Here is a 16,856-nt window from a genome sequence, read left to right as displayed (position 1 = left end):
TACGGTCCCGTCCTCCACCAGCTGCTCCCCCGTGTCCGCAACCCGTCCCGTCCTCCACCAGCTGCTCCCCCGTGTCCGCAACCCGTCCCGTCCTCCACCAGCTGCTCCCCCGTGTCCGCAACCCGTCCCGTCCTCCACCGACCTCCCCTTCCCCGATCGTCTTGCCCTCCGGCGGCCTCCCCTTCCCAGATCGTCTTGCCCTCCGGCGCCTGCGCCCCCCGCGGCGGGTCTCTCCGCCGCACGCGTCTCATCCTCCGCCGCTTTGCGGCCTCCAGCCGGGCCTCCCACCTCTTGAAGCAGACCTGTCCTCCACAAGCCGCTCCCGGCCTCTACACCTGTCCTGTCCTACACAGGGCCACGCCGGCCGTCATTTGTGCACATACGTCGAACACCTGTTCTACCCGAAGCTTGCGCTGCGTAGCGTTGAAGCATGGCAGCGGACCCGTTGGACGAGGCGCAGGAGCCGGAGGAACACTCCGGCTCCAAAGCCGCGCCCGACGGAGTGTCGAAAGTTGTGCACGGCGCCGAGCAGGAATCGGAGCATGACTCCGAGCCGGAGGCTGAGCTTGCCGCCGAGCCGGTCCCCAGTCCCGACGGAACCGCCCCTGCTCAATCTGCAGCCGATCCTGCCACAGCGGAGGACGGACTCCCATCAGAACTTGCTGCCTGTGGAACTGCCCCGGCAGCCGCCGATTCTCCGGTCGCCTCCGGCCCGGAAGGTGATATCCCGGAAGGGGTGCCGGCGGGGCGGGAGTTGTGGGAGGAGGACTGGCGGGAGCTGGAACCGGCGGAACTGGCCGGGCTGCTCGCCGGCACCGACCCCGAGGCCCTGGATGACTGGTCAGTCCTCGAATACCTCAAAGCCGTCCGCAAACACGAGGCCTGGACCCAGTCCCGCCGCACCCGCGGCCTGCACCGGATGGCCGTGCTCCGGCCCGCCACCGGCACCGATGCCGGGGCGCCGGACGGGATCTCCCGGCACGCCGCCCAGGAACTTGCCCCCATCCTCGCCCTGCCCTGCCGGCAGGCGGCCGCGGACCTGGCCGACGCGCACCAGATCGCCACCCACCTGCCCGCCACCCTGGCCGCCCTGGATTACGGCGCCATCGACCTGCCCCGCGCCGCGGCGATCGCCCGCAAAGGCGCCGACCTCCCGCCGGACAGCCTGGCCGAGTTCGAGCACACGGTCCTGGACGGCGCCGGGACCATCACCCTCGAATCCGTCCAGGCCCGCGCCCGCACCGCCCGCGACCGGCTCCACCCCCAACCCCTCGAGACCCGGCACCGGGCCGCGATGGAACGGCGCACCGTCCAATACCTCCCGCAGGACGACGGCATGGCCGACCTCTACATCCGCACCTCCGCGGACAAAGCCCTGCTCGCCTACAACCTGTTCCAAGCCCACGCCAGGAAACTGCAAACCGCCAAAGAGAACCGCACCCTCGGCCAACTCCGCGCCGACGTCTTCACCGACATGCTCCTGCGCTACCCCGACCACGCCTACCAACCCGCCCCCACCACCGGCAACGGCACCACCACCGCAGCGCAGACAACAACACCGGAAGCCGCAGCCACGCCCAAACCCGAAACCGCCGCCACGGAGACGGCCGCCCGGGACACTGCCACCGGCAACGGGGCCGCCGGCCAGGGCCACTGCACCTGCTGCGGCGCGAACACCACCGCCTCGGCCGCAGTCACCGCGCCGCTGACCACCCTGCTCCGGCTGGCCGAAGACCCCGGCGAACTCACCGGCTACGGACTCATCCCGCCCGAAATGACCCGCAACCTCACCGCGCTGGCCAAATCCTGGCTCCTCGTGCTCACCGACGACCACGGCCAAGCCATCGCCGCCGCCAAAGACCTGCGGATCCCGCCCGAATGGCTCAAACGCCTCGTCCGGCTACGCGACCGGCACTGCCGCGACTTCGGCTGCACCGTCCCCGCCGACCAATGCGAGATCGACCACACCATCGCCTGGGAAGACGGCGGCAAAACAGTGGCCGAAAACCTCGGCGCCCGGTGCAAACCCGGCCACAAAACCAAACACCACGGCGGCGGAACCGTCACCCAAGACAAGGACGGAACCCTTCACTTCACCACCCGCTCCGGCCACACCCACACCACCACCCCCGACGAAGGCTGGGCCATCACCTACCCCACAACCGAAGACCAAGCCGATACTCCAGCCGAGAACGAGCAGGGCGAACCACCATGCGACGAAACGCAGCCGCCCTTCTGAAAGCCGGATTCGAGATCACGCAGGAAAGGGACCGATAGTGAGTAGACGCAACCAACCTCAGCCGACCGTCGACGAAGTTCTCCGGGACTTCTTCGCACAGCAGCGTCGATCCCGACCGATTCGGGAGGATCGTTCTCAAAGGCTCGAGGCGCATTTACGGAGGTGCATCGAAGCCTGCGGCCCTGCCTACGTCTCCGAGGAATGGTGGTTGATGTTGCAGATTGAACAGTGCTTTGAGCCGAAGGACACGTTTGCCAGGCTTTTGCCAGCAGACTTTCTCCTGCCGCCAATGCACGATTTCTTGTCGCCGGAGTGGCTGCTGGACCATGGCACCGACCGGCTGGTGCAGGTGAATCACAGCTACCGCTTGGTCTGCTGGTTATGCAGCAGCGGCCTGGTCAATCTCCGTGCGCTGCGGCCGAGCATCATCCAATTCATGATCCGGCACGAAGAACTCGCCGCCCGCCCACGGGGCCGCAAAGTACCACAACGCCTGCTCCAACCGGCAGATGCCCCGATCACTCGCGAAGATCTGCCGTAAGAACCTATGCCAGAGGAGGAAGGGCTACCCCGACAGCCTCACACTGCTGGATGACGGCGTTAGAGGCTGCACCCGATCAACAGAGGCTCGGGCTGAAGCCGAATACCAAAGGCATGTTCAACTCCGTCCCGTACCGCACGGGCGATGGCCAGAATGTCTTCTGCGCTGGCTTCACCACGGTTGGTGATTGCCAGTGTGTGCTTGGTCGACAGGGACGCGCGTCCGCCGGCCAAAGCGTCCCCTCTGAGGTCACCGTTTGATGTGCCCTCGAGACCGAAGCCCTTGGAGAAGCCGGCTTGGTCGATGAGCCAGGCCGCGCTCAGCTTGATCTGGTCACCGGCCGGCCACCGCGGTGCACTCGCGGGAAGTCCTTGCGCGGTTGCGGCATCGACAATGGGATTGGTGAAGAAAGATCCCGTGCTGAATGTGTCCCTGTCGTCAGGATCGTGGACCATCCCCTTGGACGCTCGCAGTCGGAGTACTTCCCGTCGAACGTCCGAGGCCTTGGCTGTTCCACCGATCTCGACTCCCAGCACGCGGGCTAATTCGGCGTACCGGATCGGAAGGCTTTGCCGCCCCGCCGTCAGCCGGAACTCTACTTCCAGCACTACGAAGCGCGGCGAACCGTTGACGGTGCTTCGCTTCAAGACCGAGTCCCGATAGCCAAACGCGAGGTCGCTGTTGTCGAATTCCTGGATCGAACCAGCCCGCCGGTCCCATGTTCGGACCCGAGTGATGGTTTGCGATACGTCGGATCCGTAGGCGCCGACGTTCTGTACCGGCGTGGCACCCGTTAGCCCCGGGATACCGGAGAGCGCTTCCAGCCCGGCCCAGCCGTTGGCGACGGTCAGTGCCACGAGGTCGTCCCAGGGCTGGCCGGCTTGAACCGTCAGCGCCACGGTGCCGCCCTGTTCATGAACGGTGTAGCCGGTGTTGGCGACACGAATAACGCTTCCGGGGAAGCCGTCGTCGGAAATCACGAGGTTGGACCCGCCGCCGACGATCAGAAGGTCGTCGCCGGAGCCGTCGGCAGCCTTGACGGCATCGACAATCTGGGACTCGGAGCCGGCCTCGACATAACGCCGGGCCACGCCGCCCACACCAAGCGTTGTCAACGGAGCAAGAATCGTTTCTGTCACGGCGCCGGCCTCTCCGCTGCCGGGTTCAGGGCGAGTCACCAAACCTTGACGACCGCCTGGGCTTTGACCAGCACCTTCACACCCGCAGCGGTGACCGTCAGGTCCACTCGCGCCGTCCCGTTGTCTTCGTCGATGGCTCCGATGGAACCGCTGACTTCGATGTTGGCACCGGGGCCGTCAACATCCTCCACGAGGACTGGCTTAGTGAACCGTGTCTGGTAGTCGACGACGGCGGCCGGGTTGCCGATCCAGTCCGTCACCAATTGCACGGCAGCACCCATCGTGAACATGCCATGCGCTATGACGCCGGGAAGTCCCACCTGCTCGGCGAAGCGCCCGTTCCAATGGATTGGATTGAAGTCGCCCGAGGCACCGGCGTACCTGACCAAGTCTGCGCGGGAGACCTCAATGGCTCGTGAACCGATGTCCTGTCCAACAGTCAGTTCGTTCAGTTCAACGCTCACTGGCCTTCCCCTCTCACCAGGATTGACGACGTGGTGGTGGCCGTTTTCTCGCCGGCCACGGTGCTGATCTCGGCGCGGGTGGTGATCATGGCCCCGCCGCCCATGGCGCGAACTTGGTCCACATGGAGCTCAGCGACGAGCTCGTCGCCGGCGACGATCGGCCGGTGATGGACGAACCGCTGGTCGGCGTGGACGACGCGGGAGAAATCGATGCCGGAGTCCGAATCCTCGATCAGCTGAGCATCTGCCCGTTGGGCCACGATGATGGCGAAGGTAGGCGGCGCCACCAAATCGGCGTAGCCGAGTGCGCGCGCGGCTTCAACGTCGAAGTGCGCGGGGTGCGTGGCTTTCACCGCCGAGGCAAACTCCCTGATTTTCTCGCGGCCCACAGTGTAGGCAGCGCCGGCCGGGTACACGCGGCCGGCGAGGTCGGGGTTGACCCCGGCTTGCTCGGACATGGATCTCCTTCAGGTGGAGCGGGCGGGAATGGACTAACGTCGCTTGGACGGAGGGGTGCTGCGCGGATTTGCGGCCGCCTGCCTGGCACGGGCGTCGCGGAATCGAACCAACAGCCCCGCCAGATGGGTCAGCAGTCCCGTGGCGATGACCGCGATGGCCGCCCAGATCAGCCATTGGATGCTGGCCGAGGCGCCGATGACAGACAGCAGGATCCCGAGGCCGATGAGCGCCATGGCAGAGATCACCAGCTTGCGGTACAGCGGCGAGCCGAGGTCCCAAGGATTCATACTTCAAGGTTACCGGCCGCGCCGCTACCGGCCGAACCGTGGGGCTGTTGGCCGTGCATAGGCCTCGGTCCAGATGGTGGCTAGAACAGTTGTTCCTGCATGGCGGGCAGCTCGGAGACGAAGTCCCCCAGTTCGATCCGGCGGCCCTTGAGTCTCCCGAGGTCCGCCAGGAAGTGCGGGCCACCCTCCGTCAGCTGTGCCGCCGCGACGCTGCCCAGAATGCCCTGCACGGTGAGTCCATGGTCTCCTGAATCAAAGTTGCTCGGGTAGCTTCTCCTGATGCCATCCGCCAGCACCGGCGCCGCGAGCTGCGGCAACGGCCACTGCTCGTCGACGACGTCGAAGCCTTCCAGGTGAGCGGCAGGCAGCAACTTGCGGACAGTAGCGGCGTGGCTCGCGTTAATCCGCTCCAAGTCGTCCACAGGCAGCGGGGTCAGGAGCCCGGCATACTTGGCGGCGCCACGCACGGCTTGGGTCAGCTCAGTAGATCCCGAAACCATGTCCTCCAGCACCCGGACCACCCGCCCATCACGCGTCTTGGCGACGTAACGGGCGACCACGGCGCCTTGCTCGGCCAACCGCAGCGACTTTCGTATGTTGGCCGCCGTGCCCACCTTGCTGGCGCCGTTGGCGAACGTCGCCACGTAGAGCCAGTGTGGCTGCGCGAGGTACAGCAACAGCCCCTCAGGCGCACGGCCGCTTCGATGGCTGTCATGCAGGAAGCGCAAGTCGTCATTGAGGAAGCAGTTAACACACTGGTAGCCGCGCTCGGCCGGCGCCTGCAGCCGGCACGGCACATGTGTCCGCTCGTCTGCGGACTGCACCCGGTGGCTGCCCAGGCAGAAGACCTGTGGATCCAGCACGTGGAAGCCCAGACGCGTCCCGACTCTTACTGGAATGCCCTCCGGGGTGCCATTCGGGGAGGCCAGGCGCAGCTGGGGCCCTGCAGCGGTCCAGACGATGCCGTGGGCAAGATAGAGGGCGGGCATGGCGTCCACTCTAGTAAAGGGATGCGCAGCACGGCCCGGTGGACAGACGGCTGCAGCACGGCCCGGTGGACAGACGGCTGCAGCACGGACTAGCGGACCCCTTAACAAGCTGAAGGACCCGTACGAAACCGTAGTTTCGATCGGGCCCTTCAAGGCTTTGTAGCGGTGCCCGGACTCGATCCGGGGACCTCACGATTATGAGTCGTGCGCTCTAACCAGCTGAGCTACACCGCCACGAATGGGAGCGCCCGCGCTGCGTCTCGCGACGCAGACGCGGGCTTTACCATTCAGAGCCCCCCACCGGAATCGATCCGGTGACCTCGTTCTTACCAAGAACGCGCTCTACCACTGAGCTAGGGGGGCAACGGAGAAATACATTACCAGCAATTTGCCTCGGGATGAAATCGAATTGAGGCCCCGTGGTCAACGCCACACCGCAGACTCCGGACTGGGCTGCGAACGGGCCTCGGATGTACGGTCTTCGACCATGGTTCTCGCCCTTGGAGACGCCGAAAACGGAGCCGGAACCGTGCAGCGGAACGGAAACTGCCGATGCGGAACTCCGCCGGCAAATTGCAGCGAAGATCACATGAAATCAGGCGTGAACCGCGGGCTAGTGGGTAGTCTGGGGACACCATTCGAAAGGAACCCATGCAGGTTTCCCAGTCATCCGCGTGCCGGGATGGAATCGTCTCCCGGCTGCGTGCCGCAGGCTGCGTATTTGCTGAGGAAGAAGCGGACCTGCTGCTGGCCGACGACCGGCACCCGGAAGTCCTGGCTGCAAGGCTGGAACAGCGCGCTGCCGGCATGCCTTTGGAACAGGTCCTGGGTTGGGCTGAGTTCTGCGGCTTGCGTGTTGCCGTGGCTCCTGGGGTCTTCGTCCCGCGCCGGAGAACGGAGTTTTTGGTCCAGCGTGCAGCCGAGGTTGCCCCGGCGGGCACCGCCGTCGTCGTCGACCTGTGCTGCGGCTCCGGTGCCGTGGGAGCGGCACTGAACAAGCTGCTGGCACCGGCCGAACTGCATGCCGTTGATGTGGATCCGGCGGCGGTTACTTGTGCGCGCCAGAACCTGCCGGCCGCGCAGGTGCACGAGGGCGATCTCTTCGACGCGCTGCCCTCGGGGCTGCGGGGTCGGGTGGATGTGCTGGCCGCCAACGTGCCCTATGTGCCCACACGGGAGATCGCCCTGCTGCCGGCCGAGGCCCGCCTGCATGAAACGGCGTGGGCGCTCGACGGCGGTGCGGACGGTTTGGCGGTCATGCGCCGCGTTGGGGCGGGCGCACCGGAGTGGTTGGCACCGGGAGGGTCGGTCCTAGTGGAAACGAGCGAGCGCCAAGCGGAGGCTGCTGCCGGCGTCTTTGAGCGCTGCGGGCTGGCAGCCGCCGTGGCCTACTCCCCCGAACACGGGTCCGCGGTGGTCGCCGGTACCCGGAGGAGCTCCCGTAGCGCCCCCTGGAGCCCCTGCACGCGCTGATGTGAGGACGGCCCGATACCGGAACGCACGGAAGCCGGGACCGTCCGGCGTGCGCTGACTGAGCCGGCGTGCGCAGGCTGAGAGAGCGTGCGCGGGCTGAGCCGGCGTGCGCGGGCTGAGCCGGCGTGCGCGGGCTGAGGGAGGCCGGTCAGTCGTCCGGAAGGCGGGTTAAACGCCTCCGGGGCACCTGTCCATGACAGATGCCCCGGAGGGTGGCTAAGAGATCCGGTGGGGATCAGCCGCGGGTGTGGCGGGGCTTGCGCGGGCCGCCGAAGCTGCGCTCGCCGCCGAAGCCACCGCGGTCGCCGCTGAAGCTGCGTTCGCCGTCGTTCTTCTTGTACGGACGATCCCCGTCAAACTTCTTCTTGTAGGGGCGGTCGCCGTCGGACTTCTTGGTAAACGGCCGGTCTCCCCGGTCGCTGCGGAAGCCGCCGCGGTGGCCACCGCCAAAGTCGTCGCGGTCCCGGCGCGGCTTGCGTCCGGAGTCGAGCTCCAGGTGAATCAGCTCGCCGCCGATGCGGGTCTTGGACAGTGCGCGCAGCTGGTCCTTGCTCAGGTCCGCGGGCAGCTCGACCAGCGAGTGGTCCGAGCGGATGTCGATGCCGCCGATCTGCGCGGCCGACAGGCCGCCCTCGTTGGCGATGGCGCCGACGATGGAGCCGGGCATCACGCGGTTGCGGCGCCCGACGGCGATCCGGTAGGTGGCGTTGCCCTCGGTCAGGGTGCGGGACGGACCGCGGGAATTCATGCCGTCACGTCCGCCGCCGGCACGCTCGCGCTGGCCCTTCGGTGCTTCCGGCAGGTCCTGAACTAGCAGCGGGCGTCCGCCCTGGGCCATGACGGCCAGGGCAGCGGCAATTTCGGCTGCCGGAACGTCGTGCTCGGTCTCGTAGTTCGCGATCAGGTCGCGGAAGATCGAGACGTCTTCGGAGGCCAGGGTCTCGGTGATCTTTTCCGCGAACTTGCGCATCCGCAGGTTGTTGATGGTCTCGGCGGAGGGCAGGTGCATCTGCTCCACCGGCTGGCGGGTGGCCTTCTCAATGGCGCGCAGCAGGTACTTCTCGCGCGGCGTCATGAACAGGATGGCGTCGCCCGAGCGGCCGGCGCGGCCGGTGCGGCCGATGCGGTGCACGTAGGACTCGGTGTCGTGCGGGATGTCGTAGTTGACCACCAGGGTGATGCGCTCCACGTCCAGCCCGCGGGCGGCAACGTCGGTGGCGACCAGGATGTCGATCTTGCCGTCGCGCAGCGCCTCGACGGTGCGCTCACGCTGCTGCTGCGGGATGTCGCCGTTGATGGCGGCGGAGCGGTAGCCGCGGGCCTTGAGCTTGTCGGCCAGGTCTTCGGTGGCCATCTTGGTGCGCACGAAGGCGATCACGCCGTCGAAGTCTTCGGCTTCCAGGATCCGGGTCATCGCGTCGAGCTTGTGCGGGCCCATGACCTGCAGGTAGCGCTGGCGGGTGTTGGTGCCCGTGGTGGTCTTGGCCTTGACCGTGATTTCGGCCGGGTCCTTCAGGTACTTCTTGGCGATCCGGCGGATGGCGGTCGGCATGGTCGCCGAGAACAGCGCAACCTGCTTATCTTCGGGGGTCTTCGAGAGGATCTGGTCCACCTCTTCGGCGAAGCCCATGCGCAGCATCTCGTCGGCCTCGTCCAGCACCATGTACTGCAGTTCGGACAGGTCCAGGGAACCCTTTTCGATGTGGTCGATCACGCGGCCCGGGGTGCCGACAACAACCTGGGCGCCGCGGCGCAGTCCGGCCAGCTGCGGGCCGTAGGCGGAACCGCCGTAGACCGGCAGCACGGTGAAATCGTCCATGTGTGCGGCGTAGGACGAAAACGCCTCCGCCACCTGCAGGGCCAACTCGCGGGTGGGTGCCAGCACCAGGATCTGGGTCTTCTTGGTCGGCGGCAGTTCGGCCATCCGGGACAGCGCCGGAACGGCGAAGGCCGCGGTCTTGCCGGTGCCGGTCTGGGCCAGGCCCACCACGTCGCGGCCTTCAAGCAGCACTGGAATGGTGGCGGCCTGGATCGGCGAGGGCTTTTCGTAGCCGACGTCGGTCAGAGCCGCGAGCACGCGGCCATCGAGGCCGAAGTCGGTGAAGAGTACGGTGTTCTCGTCTTCGACGGCCGGAGCGGCGTCGGTGTTTTCGGGCAGAGTGTTAACAGTGTTTTCGGACACGGGGCAGTTCCTCGTATTCAGCTGGGGACCGGTGGCCGCGGCACATCAATGTCCGCGGTCCTCTGACTCAAAGCCCGGCGCTATTACAATCCCGTGGCAGGGCTTTCCGCCGCTTCGCTGGCTGCCCGCATTGTGCGGGGAACCTGGCGGCGTTTTCTTTAGCCGGCGCTCCCAAACATGAAACTGCCCGCCGTTTAGAGGCGGACCCACACACCAATCAGACGCTTCGACAAGACCATGAGTGGCATTATCGCGCAGAACTAAGGGAATACCGACAGTGGGGGATGCATCCAGTGTACGTCATGCGGGCGGCCCATTTCTGCGGGAAAGCACGACGACGGCCGGTGACGTTCGGCACAGCCGGTTACCTCGGGGCGCCGGTCGCTTGATCGGCCGCCGCTGCAGGCTGCAGCCCCAGGGTTTGTTCGGCCCACTCGATCCACGTCTGCTCGAACATGATCCCGGCCTGCAGCACGGCTCTCTGCAGACGGTTGGCGTCGTCCCAGGTGCCCCGTTGGTCCAGCTGTTGATAGGTGGCCAACTGGGCGCGGTGCAGGCCGAGATGCCGCTCCAGCTCGTCGGCGAGGGGGACATCGCCCAGCACCGAGGAGGCACGCAGCCGGATCATCAATTCCTCGCGGACTGGACGTGGCTCCTGCTGCTCCAGCGTCCAGCGGCTCAATTCTTTCCGGCCGGCGGCGAGCACGGTGTAGTCCTTGGCCCGGCCCCGGCTGGAGTCGCGGCCGCCGGATTTGACCAACCCGTTCAGTTCCAGCTTGGCCAGCTCGCGGTAGATCTGTTGGTGGGTGGCCGGCCAGAAGAAGCCGAAGGACTTATCGAACCGGCGGGCCAGTTCCGCCCCGGAGCCGGGTTGTTCCAGCAGCGCGGTGAGGATGGCGTGCGGCAGGGACATGGTCCAGTTCCTTCCGCTACAGCGCCGCGGCGAGCCGGGTCGCTTGGTTGATGGCGCGTTTGGCATCGAGTTCGGCGGCGACGTCCGCGCCGCCCACCAGATGGACCGGCAGGCCCAGGTCCTCCAGCGCCTCCAGCAATTCGCGCTGCGGTTCCTGCCCCGTGCAGAGCACCACATTGTCCACGGCGAGTATCGAGTCGGTGCCGTCGACTGTCAGGTGCAGTCCGTCGTCGTCGATTTTGCGGTAGGTAACGGCAGAGATCATGTGGACGCCGCGGCTCTTCAGCTCCGCCCGGTGGATCCACCCCGTGGTCTTGCCCAGCCCGGCGCCGATCTTGGCTTCCTTGCGCTGCAGCAGATGCACCGCCCGGGCCGGGCGTGCGGGCCTGGGTTCGGTGAGGCCGCCGCGGACGGCCGGGTCGTCGTCGATCCCCCAGTGCTCCCGGAACCGTTCCGGCTCAAGCGTGGCGCTGGGACCGGCCTGGGTGATGTACTCGCTGACGTCGAAACCGATGCCGCCCGCGCCCAGCACCGCCACCGTTGCGCCGAGCTCCCGGTGGTCGCGCAGCACGTCCTGATAGCCAAGCACGCTCGGGTGGTCCACGCCGTCCAGATCCGGGATCCGGGGCACCACACCGGTGGCCAGAATGATCTCGTCGAACTCTCCGTCGGCCAGTTCCGCTGCCGTCGCCCGGGACTTGAGCCGTACCTCGACGCCGAGCAGCTCCAGTTGGCGGCCGAAGTAGCGGATGGTTTCGTGGAACTCCTCCTTGCCGGGAATCTGCTTGGCCAGGTTGAACTGGCCACCGATTTCTTCCGCAGCCTCAAAGAGCGTGACCCGGTGTCCGCGCCCGGCAGCGGTCACCGCACAGGCCAGACCGGCGGGCCCGGCGCCGACCACCGCCAGCGACTTCGGCTCAGCCGCCGGCGCTATCACCAGTTCGGTTTCGTGGCAGGCGCGCGGATTGACCAGGCAGGAGGTGACCTTGCCGGCAAACGTGTGGTCCAGGCAGGCCTGATTGCAGGCGATGCAGGTATTGATTTCGTCCGCCTGTCCCCGCGATGCCTTGAGCATAAACGCCGGATCGGCGAGCAACGGCCTGGCCATGGAGACCATGTCCGCGGACCCGTCGGCCAGAAGCTGCTCGGCGGTGTCCGGGTTGTTGATCCTGTTGGTCGCCACCAAGGGAATCCCGACGGCGCCCATCAGCCGGCGGGTGACCCAGGAGAAACCCGCCCGGGGCACCGAGGTGGCGATGGTCGGCACCCGGGATTCGTGCCAGCCGATGCCGGTGTTAATGATGCTGGCCCCCGCCGCTTCCACACCGCGGGCAAGCTGGGCAACTTCCTCGAAGGTAGACCCGCCCTCCACCAGGTCCAGCATGGACAACCGGTAGATGATGATGAAATCCTCCCCCACGCGCTGGCGGGTGCGGCGGACGATTTCCAGCGGGAAGCGGATCCGGTTGGTGTAGCTGCCGCCCCAGCCGTCGGTGCGCTGGTTGGTCCTGGCCACGATGAACTCGTTGATCAGGTATCCCTCGGAGCCCATAATCTCCACGCCGTCGTACCCTGCGTCGCGGGCCAGCGCCGCAGCGCCGGCGAAGTCCTCGATGGTCTGCTCAATGTCATCCTCGCTCAGTTCGCGGGGACTGAACGGGCTGATCGGCGCCTGCACCGGACTGGGCGCCACCGGCTCCGGATGCGCGGCGTAGCGGCCCGCATGCAACAACTGCAGCGCGATGCGCCCGCCGTCGGCGTGGACCGCATCCGTGATGCTGCGGTGGCGGGCGGCCTCCTCCGCCGTCGTCATCATCGCCCCGCCGGGCTGCAGCCTGCCGTCGGCATTCGGGGAGATGCCACCGGTGACGATCAGCCCCACGCCACCGCGGGCTCGTTCGGCGTAGAAGGCGGCCATCCGCTCGAACCCGCCGGGCAGTTCCTCCAGCCCCACATGCATGGAGCCCATCAGCACCCGGTTGGGCAGGACGGTGAAGCCAAGGTCCAGCGGTTCGAACAGCTTCGTGTAGGCCACAGCCATACTGCACTCCTTTGCACAACAAGTTGCATAAAGACTACGGCTCGAAGGGTCGGTGAACAACCACTGGATGGCGGGAGATTCATTTGGTCCGGAACGCAACATTCATTTGGGCCCGCGTGGACCGGTGGTCGACCAAGCGAGCGCCAGCGAGCGCGTGGAGACCCGGGTGCAGAGCGAAGGCGGCTAAGCGCGGTCAGGCGTGGATCCGGCCTGGGTCCAGAGCCCTGCGGACCGCTTTGCTGACGTTGCCGTGCAGCACAATTTCGCCGTTGGCCTCGGACTCCCGGAGCGCCTGCGCTTGATCCGGGGCGAGACCCAGCGACGATTCCGCCACGCTGACGCCGTGTCCCGGCCGGAAGAGGATGTGGATTCCATCGCTGGCCGCAAGGGAGCCGGTCGCGATGACTTTGAGGTATGCGCCGGGCAGCCCCTTCTGCAGGAAGCGCTTGACCCACTGGGGCTCGTCCAAGTGCCGGGCGAAGGTGGCGCAGGGAATCCGCGGCATGGTCACTTCGACGACGACCTCCGGGCCGATTTGCCACCGCTCCCCCACCAGCGCGCCGCTGACCTGAACACCGGCGGTCCGCAGGTTTTCGCCGAACAGCCCCGGCGGGATGTCACGCCCGAGTTCGGCAGACCACGCGTCGGCATCTTCCTGGGCATAGGCGTAGAGGGCCTTCAGCTCGCCGCCGTGGTTCCTGCGGTCCGCTTGCACATCCGCGCGCAGCCCCAACGAGTGGACCGGGATCCGCCCGTCGACCGGCCGTTTGTCGATGCCCGTGATTCCTACCTTGCTGGCATCGGGTTTCAGGGCGTGCAGCCGGCAAAGGGCCAGCAGGGATCCGGGATTCATGCAGTGATCATATATTTCGCCGTATGCCTGCCTAGGCGTGGCCTTCATAGCTGACGTCCTGGTCCTTGGCGCCGTTCGAACCGGGCAGCGGCTGCCCGCGGTACTTGCCGAAGGCCCAGAGGTTACCGTCCGGATCGTTGATGGCGAAGCCGCGGTCCCCGTAATCGGTGTCCTGCAGGTCGCGGATGATGGAGGCGTCCGCCGCCTGCAACCGGGCATAGAGGTCATCAGGATCATGGGTGTACACATTCAACTGTGCCGAGCCCGGCTCACGGGCCCACAGTGTGCCTTCTGCGTGGCTGGAGACCATCACCATGCCGCCTTCAGGCCACAGCAGCTCCGCGTGGATCACCACACCGTGCTCCTCGAACCGGGCGTGTTCGACGAACCCGACGGTGCCGGTGAGGTAATCGATCAGTGCAGCCGCCTTGCGCGACTGCAGACCGGGGACAACGCTGGCCGGTAGGTACTGCTTGTTCGCATCCATGGGCACAGTATTCTCCTCCGCCCCGGGACACGCCAGAGGCCCACGGCCCGGTCGCCCGGAACCGCAGGCCTCTGCCCCTGGTCGAGTGTTTCGCCTAAATCGGCTCCGATCTGCCTTAGATCCGCCTAGAGCTGGGCGAAGGCCTGCTCCAGGTCGGCGATCAGGTCCTCGATGTCCTCGATGCCCACGGACAGCCGGATCAAGTTCTCCGGCACGGCCAGCTCGGTGCCCTTCACCGAGGCGTGGGTCATCTCCGAGGGGTAGTTGACCAGCGACTCGATGCCGCCGAGAGATTCGGCCAGCGTGAACACCGTAGTGGACTCGGCTACCTTCCGGGCCGCCGCCTCGCCGCCGGTGAAGGAGACCGAGACCATGCCGCCGAAGCCACGCATCTGCTTCTTGGCCAGCTCGTGGCCGGGGTGGTCCGGCAGCCCCGGGTAGAACACGGCCTCCACTTCGGGCCGGTCCCGCAGCCATTCGGCCACGGCCTGCGCGTTGGCGGAATGCCGGTCCATCCGCACGCCCAGCGTCTTGAGGCCGCGGGTGGTCAGGAAGGCATCCATCGGAGCGGACACTGCGCCCACGGCGAACTGCACGAAGCCGATCTTCTCGGCGAGCGCGTCGTCGTTGAGAACCACGGCACCGCCGATCACGTCCGAGTGCCCGCCGATGTACTTGGTGGTCGAGTGCACCACGACGTCGGCACCGAAGGCCAGCGGGTTCTGCAGGTACGGCGAGGCAAAGGTGTTGTCTACCACCAGCAGCGCACCGGCGGCGTGGGCCAGTTCGGCCAGCGCGGCGATATCGGTGACCTTCATCATCGGGTTGGAGGGAGTCTCCACCCAGAGGAACCGGGCCTTGTGCTCGTTGACGGCGGCGGCGACCCTCGAGGCGTCGGACATGTCCACCACGGTATGGCCGATGCCCCAGGCACCCAGTACCCGGTTGATCAGCCGGTAGGTTCCGCCGTACGCATCGTTGCCCAGCACAATGTGGTCGCCCGGGGCGAGCAGGGCGCGGATCAGCGCGTCTTCGGCCGCCAGGCCGGAGGCGAAGGAGAAGGCGTGCTTGCCGCCCTCCACCGCCGCCAACTGCACCTGCAGCGAGTCGCGGGTGGGGTTGGTGCCGCGGCCGTATTCGTAGCCGTTGCGCAGCCCGCCGATGCCGTCCTGGGCGAAGGTCGAAGACTGGTAGATCGCCGGCACCACCGCGCCGGTGGCTTCGTCCGGCACCTGGCCGGCGTGCACGGCCCGAGTGTTGAAGCCCTGGTTGTTCTCTGCGCTCATTCTTCTCTCCTTCAGCTCGTGAGGTAGGACAGCAGGTCGTGCCGGGTCAGCACGCCCACCGGCGCCCCGGCCAACGTGACCAGCACGCTGTCGGCAGCCTGCAGCTTCTCCCGGGCGGCGGACACCGTCTCCAGCGATCCGACCAGCGGCATCGGCGCTCCCAGATGGTCGCCGACCTTGTCGGTCAGCTTCGCTTCGTTCTTGAACAGCCTGGCAGTCAGATCCCGTTCGTTCACCGCGCCGACCACCTCGCCCATGACCACCGGCGGCTCCTGCGACAGGACCGGCAGCACGGAGACGCCGTATTCGTTCATGATCTCGATGACGTCGCGCACCGTCTCGTAGGGATGGGTGTGCACCAGATCCGGCAGCCGGCCGCTCTTGCCCTGCAGCACCTCGCCCACCGTGGTTTCTTCTCCGCCGGCGATGAAGCCGTAGGACTTCATCCATTCGTCGTTGAAGATCTTGCCCAGGTAGCCGCGTCCGGAATCCGGCAGGATCACCACCACAACGTCCTCCGGGCCCAGGTCCTTGGCCACGTTCAGCGCCGCCACCACGGCCATGCCGGAGGAGCCGCCCACCAGCAGTCCCTCTTCCTGCGCCAGCCGGCGGGTCATCGCGAACGCTTCCGCGTCGTTAACGGCCAGCACCTCGTCCGGAACGGACTTGTCATAGTTGTCCGGCCACATGTCCTCGCCGACGCCTTCGACGAAGTACGGCCGTCCGGTGCCGCCGGAGTAGACCGAGCCCGCCGGGTCGGCGCCGATGATCTTGACCGGACCGCTGGGCCGGTCGGCGGAAATTTCCTTCAGGTAGCGGCCGGTTCCCGTGATGGTACCGCCGGTGCCGGCGCCGATCACCACGTGCGTGACCTGGCCGTCGGTGTCGCGCCAGATCTCCGGGCCGGTTGTCTCGTAGTGACTGGCCGGGGCGGCGGGGTTGTTGAACTGATCCGGCTTGTACCCGCCGTCCACCTCGGTCACCAGCCGGTCGGAGACACCGTAGTAGGACTCCGGGCTGTCCGGGGCCACCGAGGTGGGGGTGACGACGACGTCGGCGCCGTAGGCCTTGAGCACGTCGCGTTTTTCCAGGCCTACCTTGTCCGGGGTCACGAAGATGGACTTATAGCCCTTCTGCTGGGCCACCAGGGCCAGACCCACACCGGTGTTGCCGCTGGTGGGTTCGATCACCGTGCCGCCGGGCTTGAGCCGCCCGTCCTTCTCGGCTTCCTCGATCATCTTCACCGCGATGCGGTCCTTGATCGACCCGCCCGGGTTGAAATACTCCACCTTGGCCAGGACGGTGGCAGCAATACCTTCGGTCACTTTGTTCAGCTTGACCAACGGAGTGTTGCCGATCAGGTCCAGAACAGAATTGGCATATTTCATGGGCCCAAATCTACCCGCCCGCCCAGACCGGGGCACATCCGGCGTAAGACGGGTTCACGCCGGCGCCCGCGACTGGCCTGCGGGCGACCGGTGGATGGCCTGTGGATAGCGGGTG

At 66.8% G+C, this 16,856-nt stretch carries 15 protein-coding genes and 2 tRNA genes; 3 read left to right on the top strand and 14 right to left on the bottom strand.

The features are described from left to right. Positions 1-430: 430 nt before the first annotated feature. Together AB0N75_RS01555 and AB0N75_RS01550 are read left to right on the top strand one after the other, a co-directional pair. Positions 431-2,239, top strand: a complete 1,809-nt coding sequence (locus AB0N75_RS01555; protein WP_364644102.1) for an HNH endonuclease — start codon at positions 431-433, stop codon at positions 2,237-2,239. A gap of 211 nt (positions 2,240-2,450) precedes the next feature. After that, positions 2,451-2,780 carry a hypothetical protein gene (locus tag AB0N75_RS01550; protein ID WP_364644099.1) on the top strand — a complete coding sequence of 110 codons (330 nt, stop codon included), beginning with the start codon at positions 2,451-2,453 and terminating at the stop codon, positions 2,778-2,780. A gap of 59 nt (positions 2,781-2,839) precedes the next feature. Here the strand turns inward: AB0N75_RS01550 and AB0N75_RS01545 are convergent, their stop codons facing one another. The 7 genes from AB0N75_RS01545 to AB0N75_RS01515 form a co-directional block, all read right to left on the bottom strand. Beyond that, positions 2,840-3,919, bottom strand: a complete 1,080-nt coding sequence (locus AB0N75_RS01545; RefSeq protein WP_364644097.1) for a UDP-N-acetylmuramate dehydrogenase — start codon at positions 3,917-3,919, stop codon at positions 2,840-2,842. Between the two features lie 35 nt (positions 3,920-3,954). Beyond that, the gene (locus tag AB0N75_RS01540) at positions 3,955-4,383 is read right to left on the bottom strand and encodes a MaoC family dehydratase (protein ID WP_364644094.1); all 429 of its coding nucleotides are present in this window, start codon (positions 4,381-4,383) and stop codon (positions 3,955-3,957) included. Continuing rightward, positions 4,380-4,841, bottom strand: a complete 462-nt coding sequence (locus AB0N75_RS01535) for a MaoC family dehydratase N-terminal domain-containing protein (protein WP_364644091.1) — start codon at positions 4,839-4,841, stop codon at positions 4,380-4,382. The genes AB0N75_RS01540 and AB0N75_RS01535 overlap by 4 nt, the downstream gene beginning before the upstream one ends. A gap of 33 nt (positions 4,842-4,874) precedes the next feature. After that, positions 4,875-5,129: a hypothetical protein gene (locus tag AB0N75_RS01530; RefSeq protein ID WP_364644088.1), complete on the bottom strand. Its 255-nt coding sequence runs from the start codon at positions 5,127-5,129 to the stop codon at positions 4,875-4,877. Between the two features lie 80 nt (positions 5,130-5,209). Next, positions 5,210-6,118 (bottom strand): DUF2797 domain-containing protein, encoded by a 909-nt coding sequence (locus AB0N75_RS01525; RefSeq protein WP_364644085.1) that lies wholly within the window; start codon positions 6,116-6,118, stop codon positions 5,210-5,212. 160 nt (positions 6,119-6,278) lie between these two features. Continuing rightward, positions 6,279-6,352, bottom strand: a tRNA-Met gene (locus AB0N75_RS01520). A gap of 57 nt (positions 6,353-6,409) precedes the next feature. Further along, positions 6,410-6,481 (bottom strand) — tRNA-Thr (locus AB0N75_RS01515). A 288-nt stretch (positions 6,482-6,769) separates the two neighbouring features. On the opposite strand from AB0N75_RS01515, the gene AB0N75_RS01510 reads away from it, so the two are divergent. Continuing rightward, the gene (locus AB0N75_RS01510) at positions 6,770-7,591 is read left to right on the top strand and encodes a putative protein N(5)-glutamine methyltransferase (protein ID WP_364644082.1); all 822 of its coding nucleotides are present in this window, start codon (positions 6,770-6,772) and stop codon (positions 7,589-7,591) included. A gap of 235 nt (positions 7,592-7,826) precedes the next feature. Here AB0N75_RS01510 and AB0N75_RS01505 read toward each other — a convergent pair whose 3' ends face one another. The 7 genes from AB0N75_RS01505 to AB0N75_RS01475 form a co-directional block, all read right to left on the bottom strand. After that, positions 7,827-9,773, bottom strand: coding sequence for a DEAD/DEAH box helicase (locus tag AB0N75_RS01505; protein WP_364644079.1), 1,947 nt, complete (start codon positions 9,771-9,773; stop codon positions 7,827-7,829). Between the two features lie 364 nt (positions 9,774-10,137). After that, a complete protein-coding gene (locus tag AB0N75_RS01500; RefSeq protein ID WP_364644076.1) occupies positions 10,138-10,686 on the bottom strand; it encodes a helix-turn-helix transcriptional regulator in 549 nt (182 codons plus the stop codon). 16 nt (positions 10,687-10,702) lie between these two features. Beyond that, complete coding sequence (locus AB0N75_RS01495) at positions 10,703-12,727, bottom strand: NADPH-dependent 2,4-dienoyl-CoA reductase (RefSeq protein WP_364644073.1); 2,025 nt, start codon at positions 12,725-12,727, stop codon at positions 10,703-10,705. Positions 12,728-12,920: 193 nt separating this feature from the next. Then, positions 12,921-13,580: an MOSC domain-containing protein gene (locus AB0N75_RS01490; RefSeq protein WP_364644070.1), complete on the bottom strand. Its 660-nt coding sequence runs from the start codon at positions 13,578-13,580 to the stop codon at positions 12,921-12,923. A gap of 31 nt (positions 13,581-13,611) precedes the next feature. After that, complete coding sequence (locus AB0N75_RS01485) at positions 13,612-14,067, bottom strand: VOC family protein (RefSeq protein ID WP_364644067.1); 456 nt, start codon at positions 14,065-14,067, stop codon at positions 13,612-13,614. 125 nt (positions 14,068-14,192) lie between these two features. Beyond that, positions 14,193-15,353 (bottom strand): cystathionine gamma-synthase, encoded by a 1,161-nt coding sequence (locus tag AB0N75_RS01480; protein ID WP_364644064.1) that lies wholly within the window; start codon positions 15,351-15,353, stop codon positions 14,193-14,195. Between the two features lie 11 nt (positions 15,354-15,364). Beyond that, positions 15,365-16,741, bottom strand: coding sequence for a cystathionine beta-synthase (locus tag AB0N75_RS01475; RefSeq protein WP_364644061.1), 1,377 nt, complete (start codon positions 16,739-16,741; stop codon positions 15,365-15,367). Positions 16,742-16,856 lie beyond the last annotated feature (115 nt).

This window comes from Arthrobacter sp. NPDC089319 (genome assembly GCF_040684925.1).
Classification (GTDB): domain Bacteria; phylum Actinomycetota; class Actinomycetes; order Actinomycetales; family Micrococcaceae; genus Crystallibacter.
The sequence above is the reverse complement of the archived record's forward strand: the minus strand, read 5'-3'. Positions and strand labels throughout refer to the sequence as shown.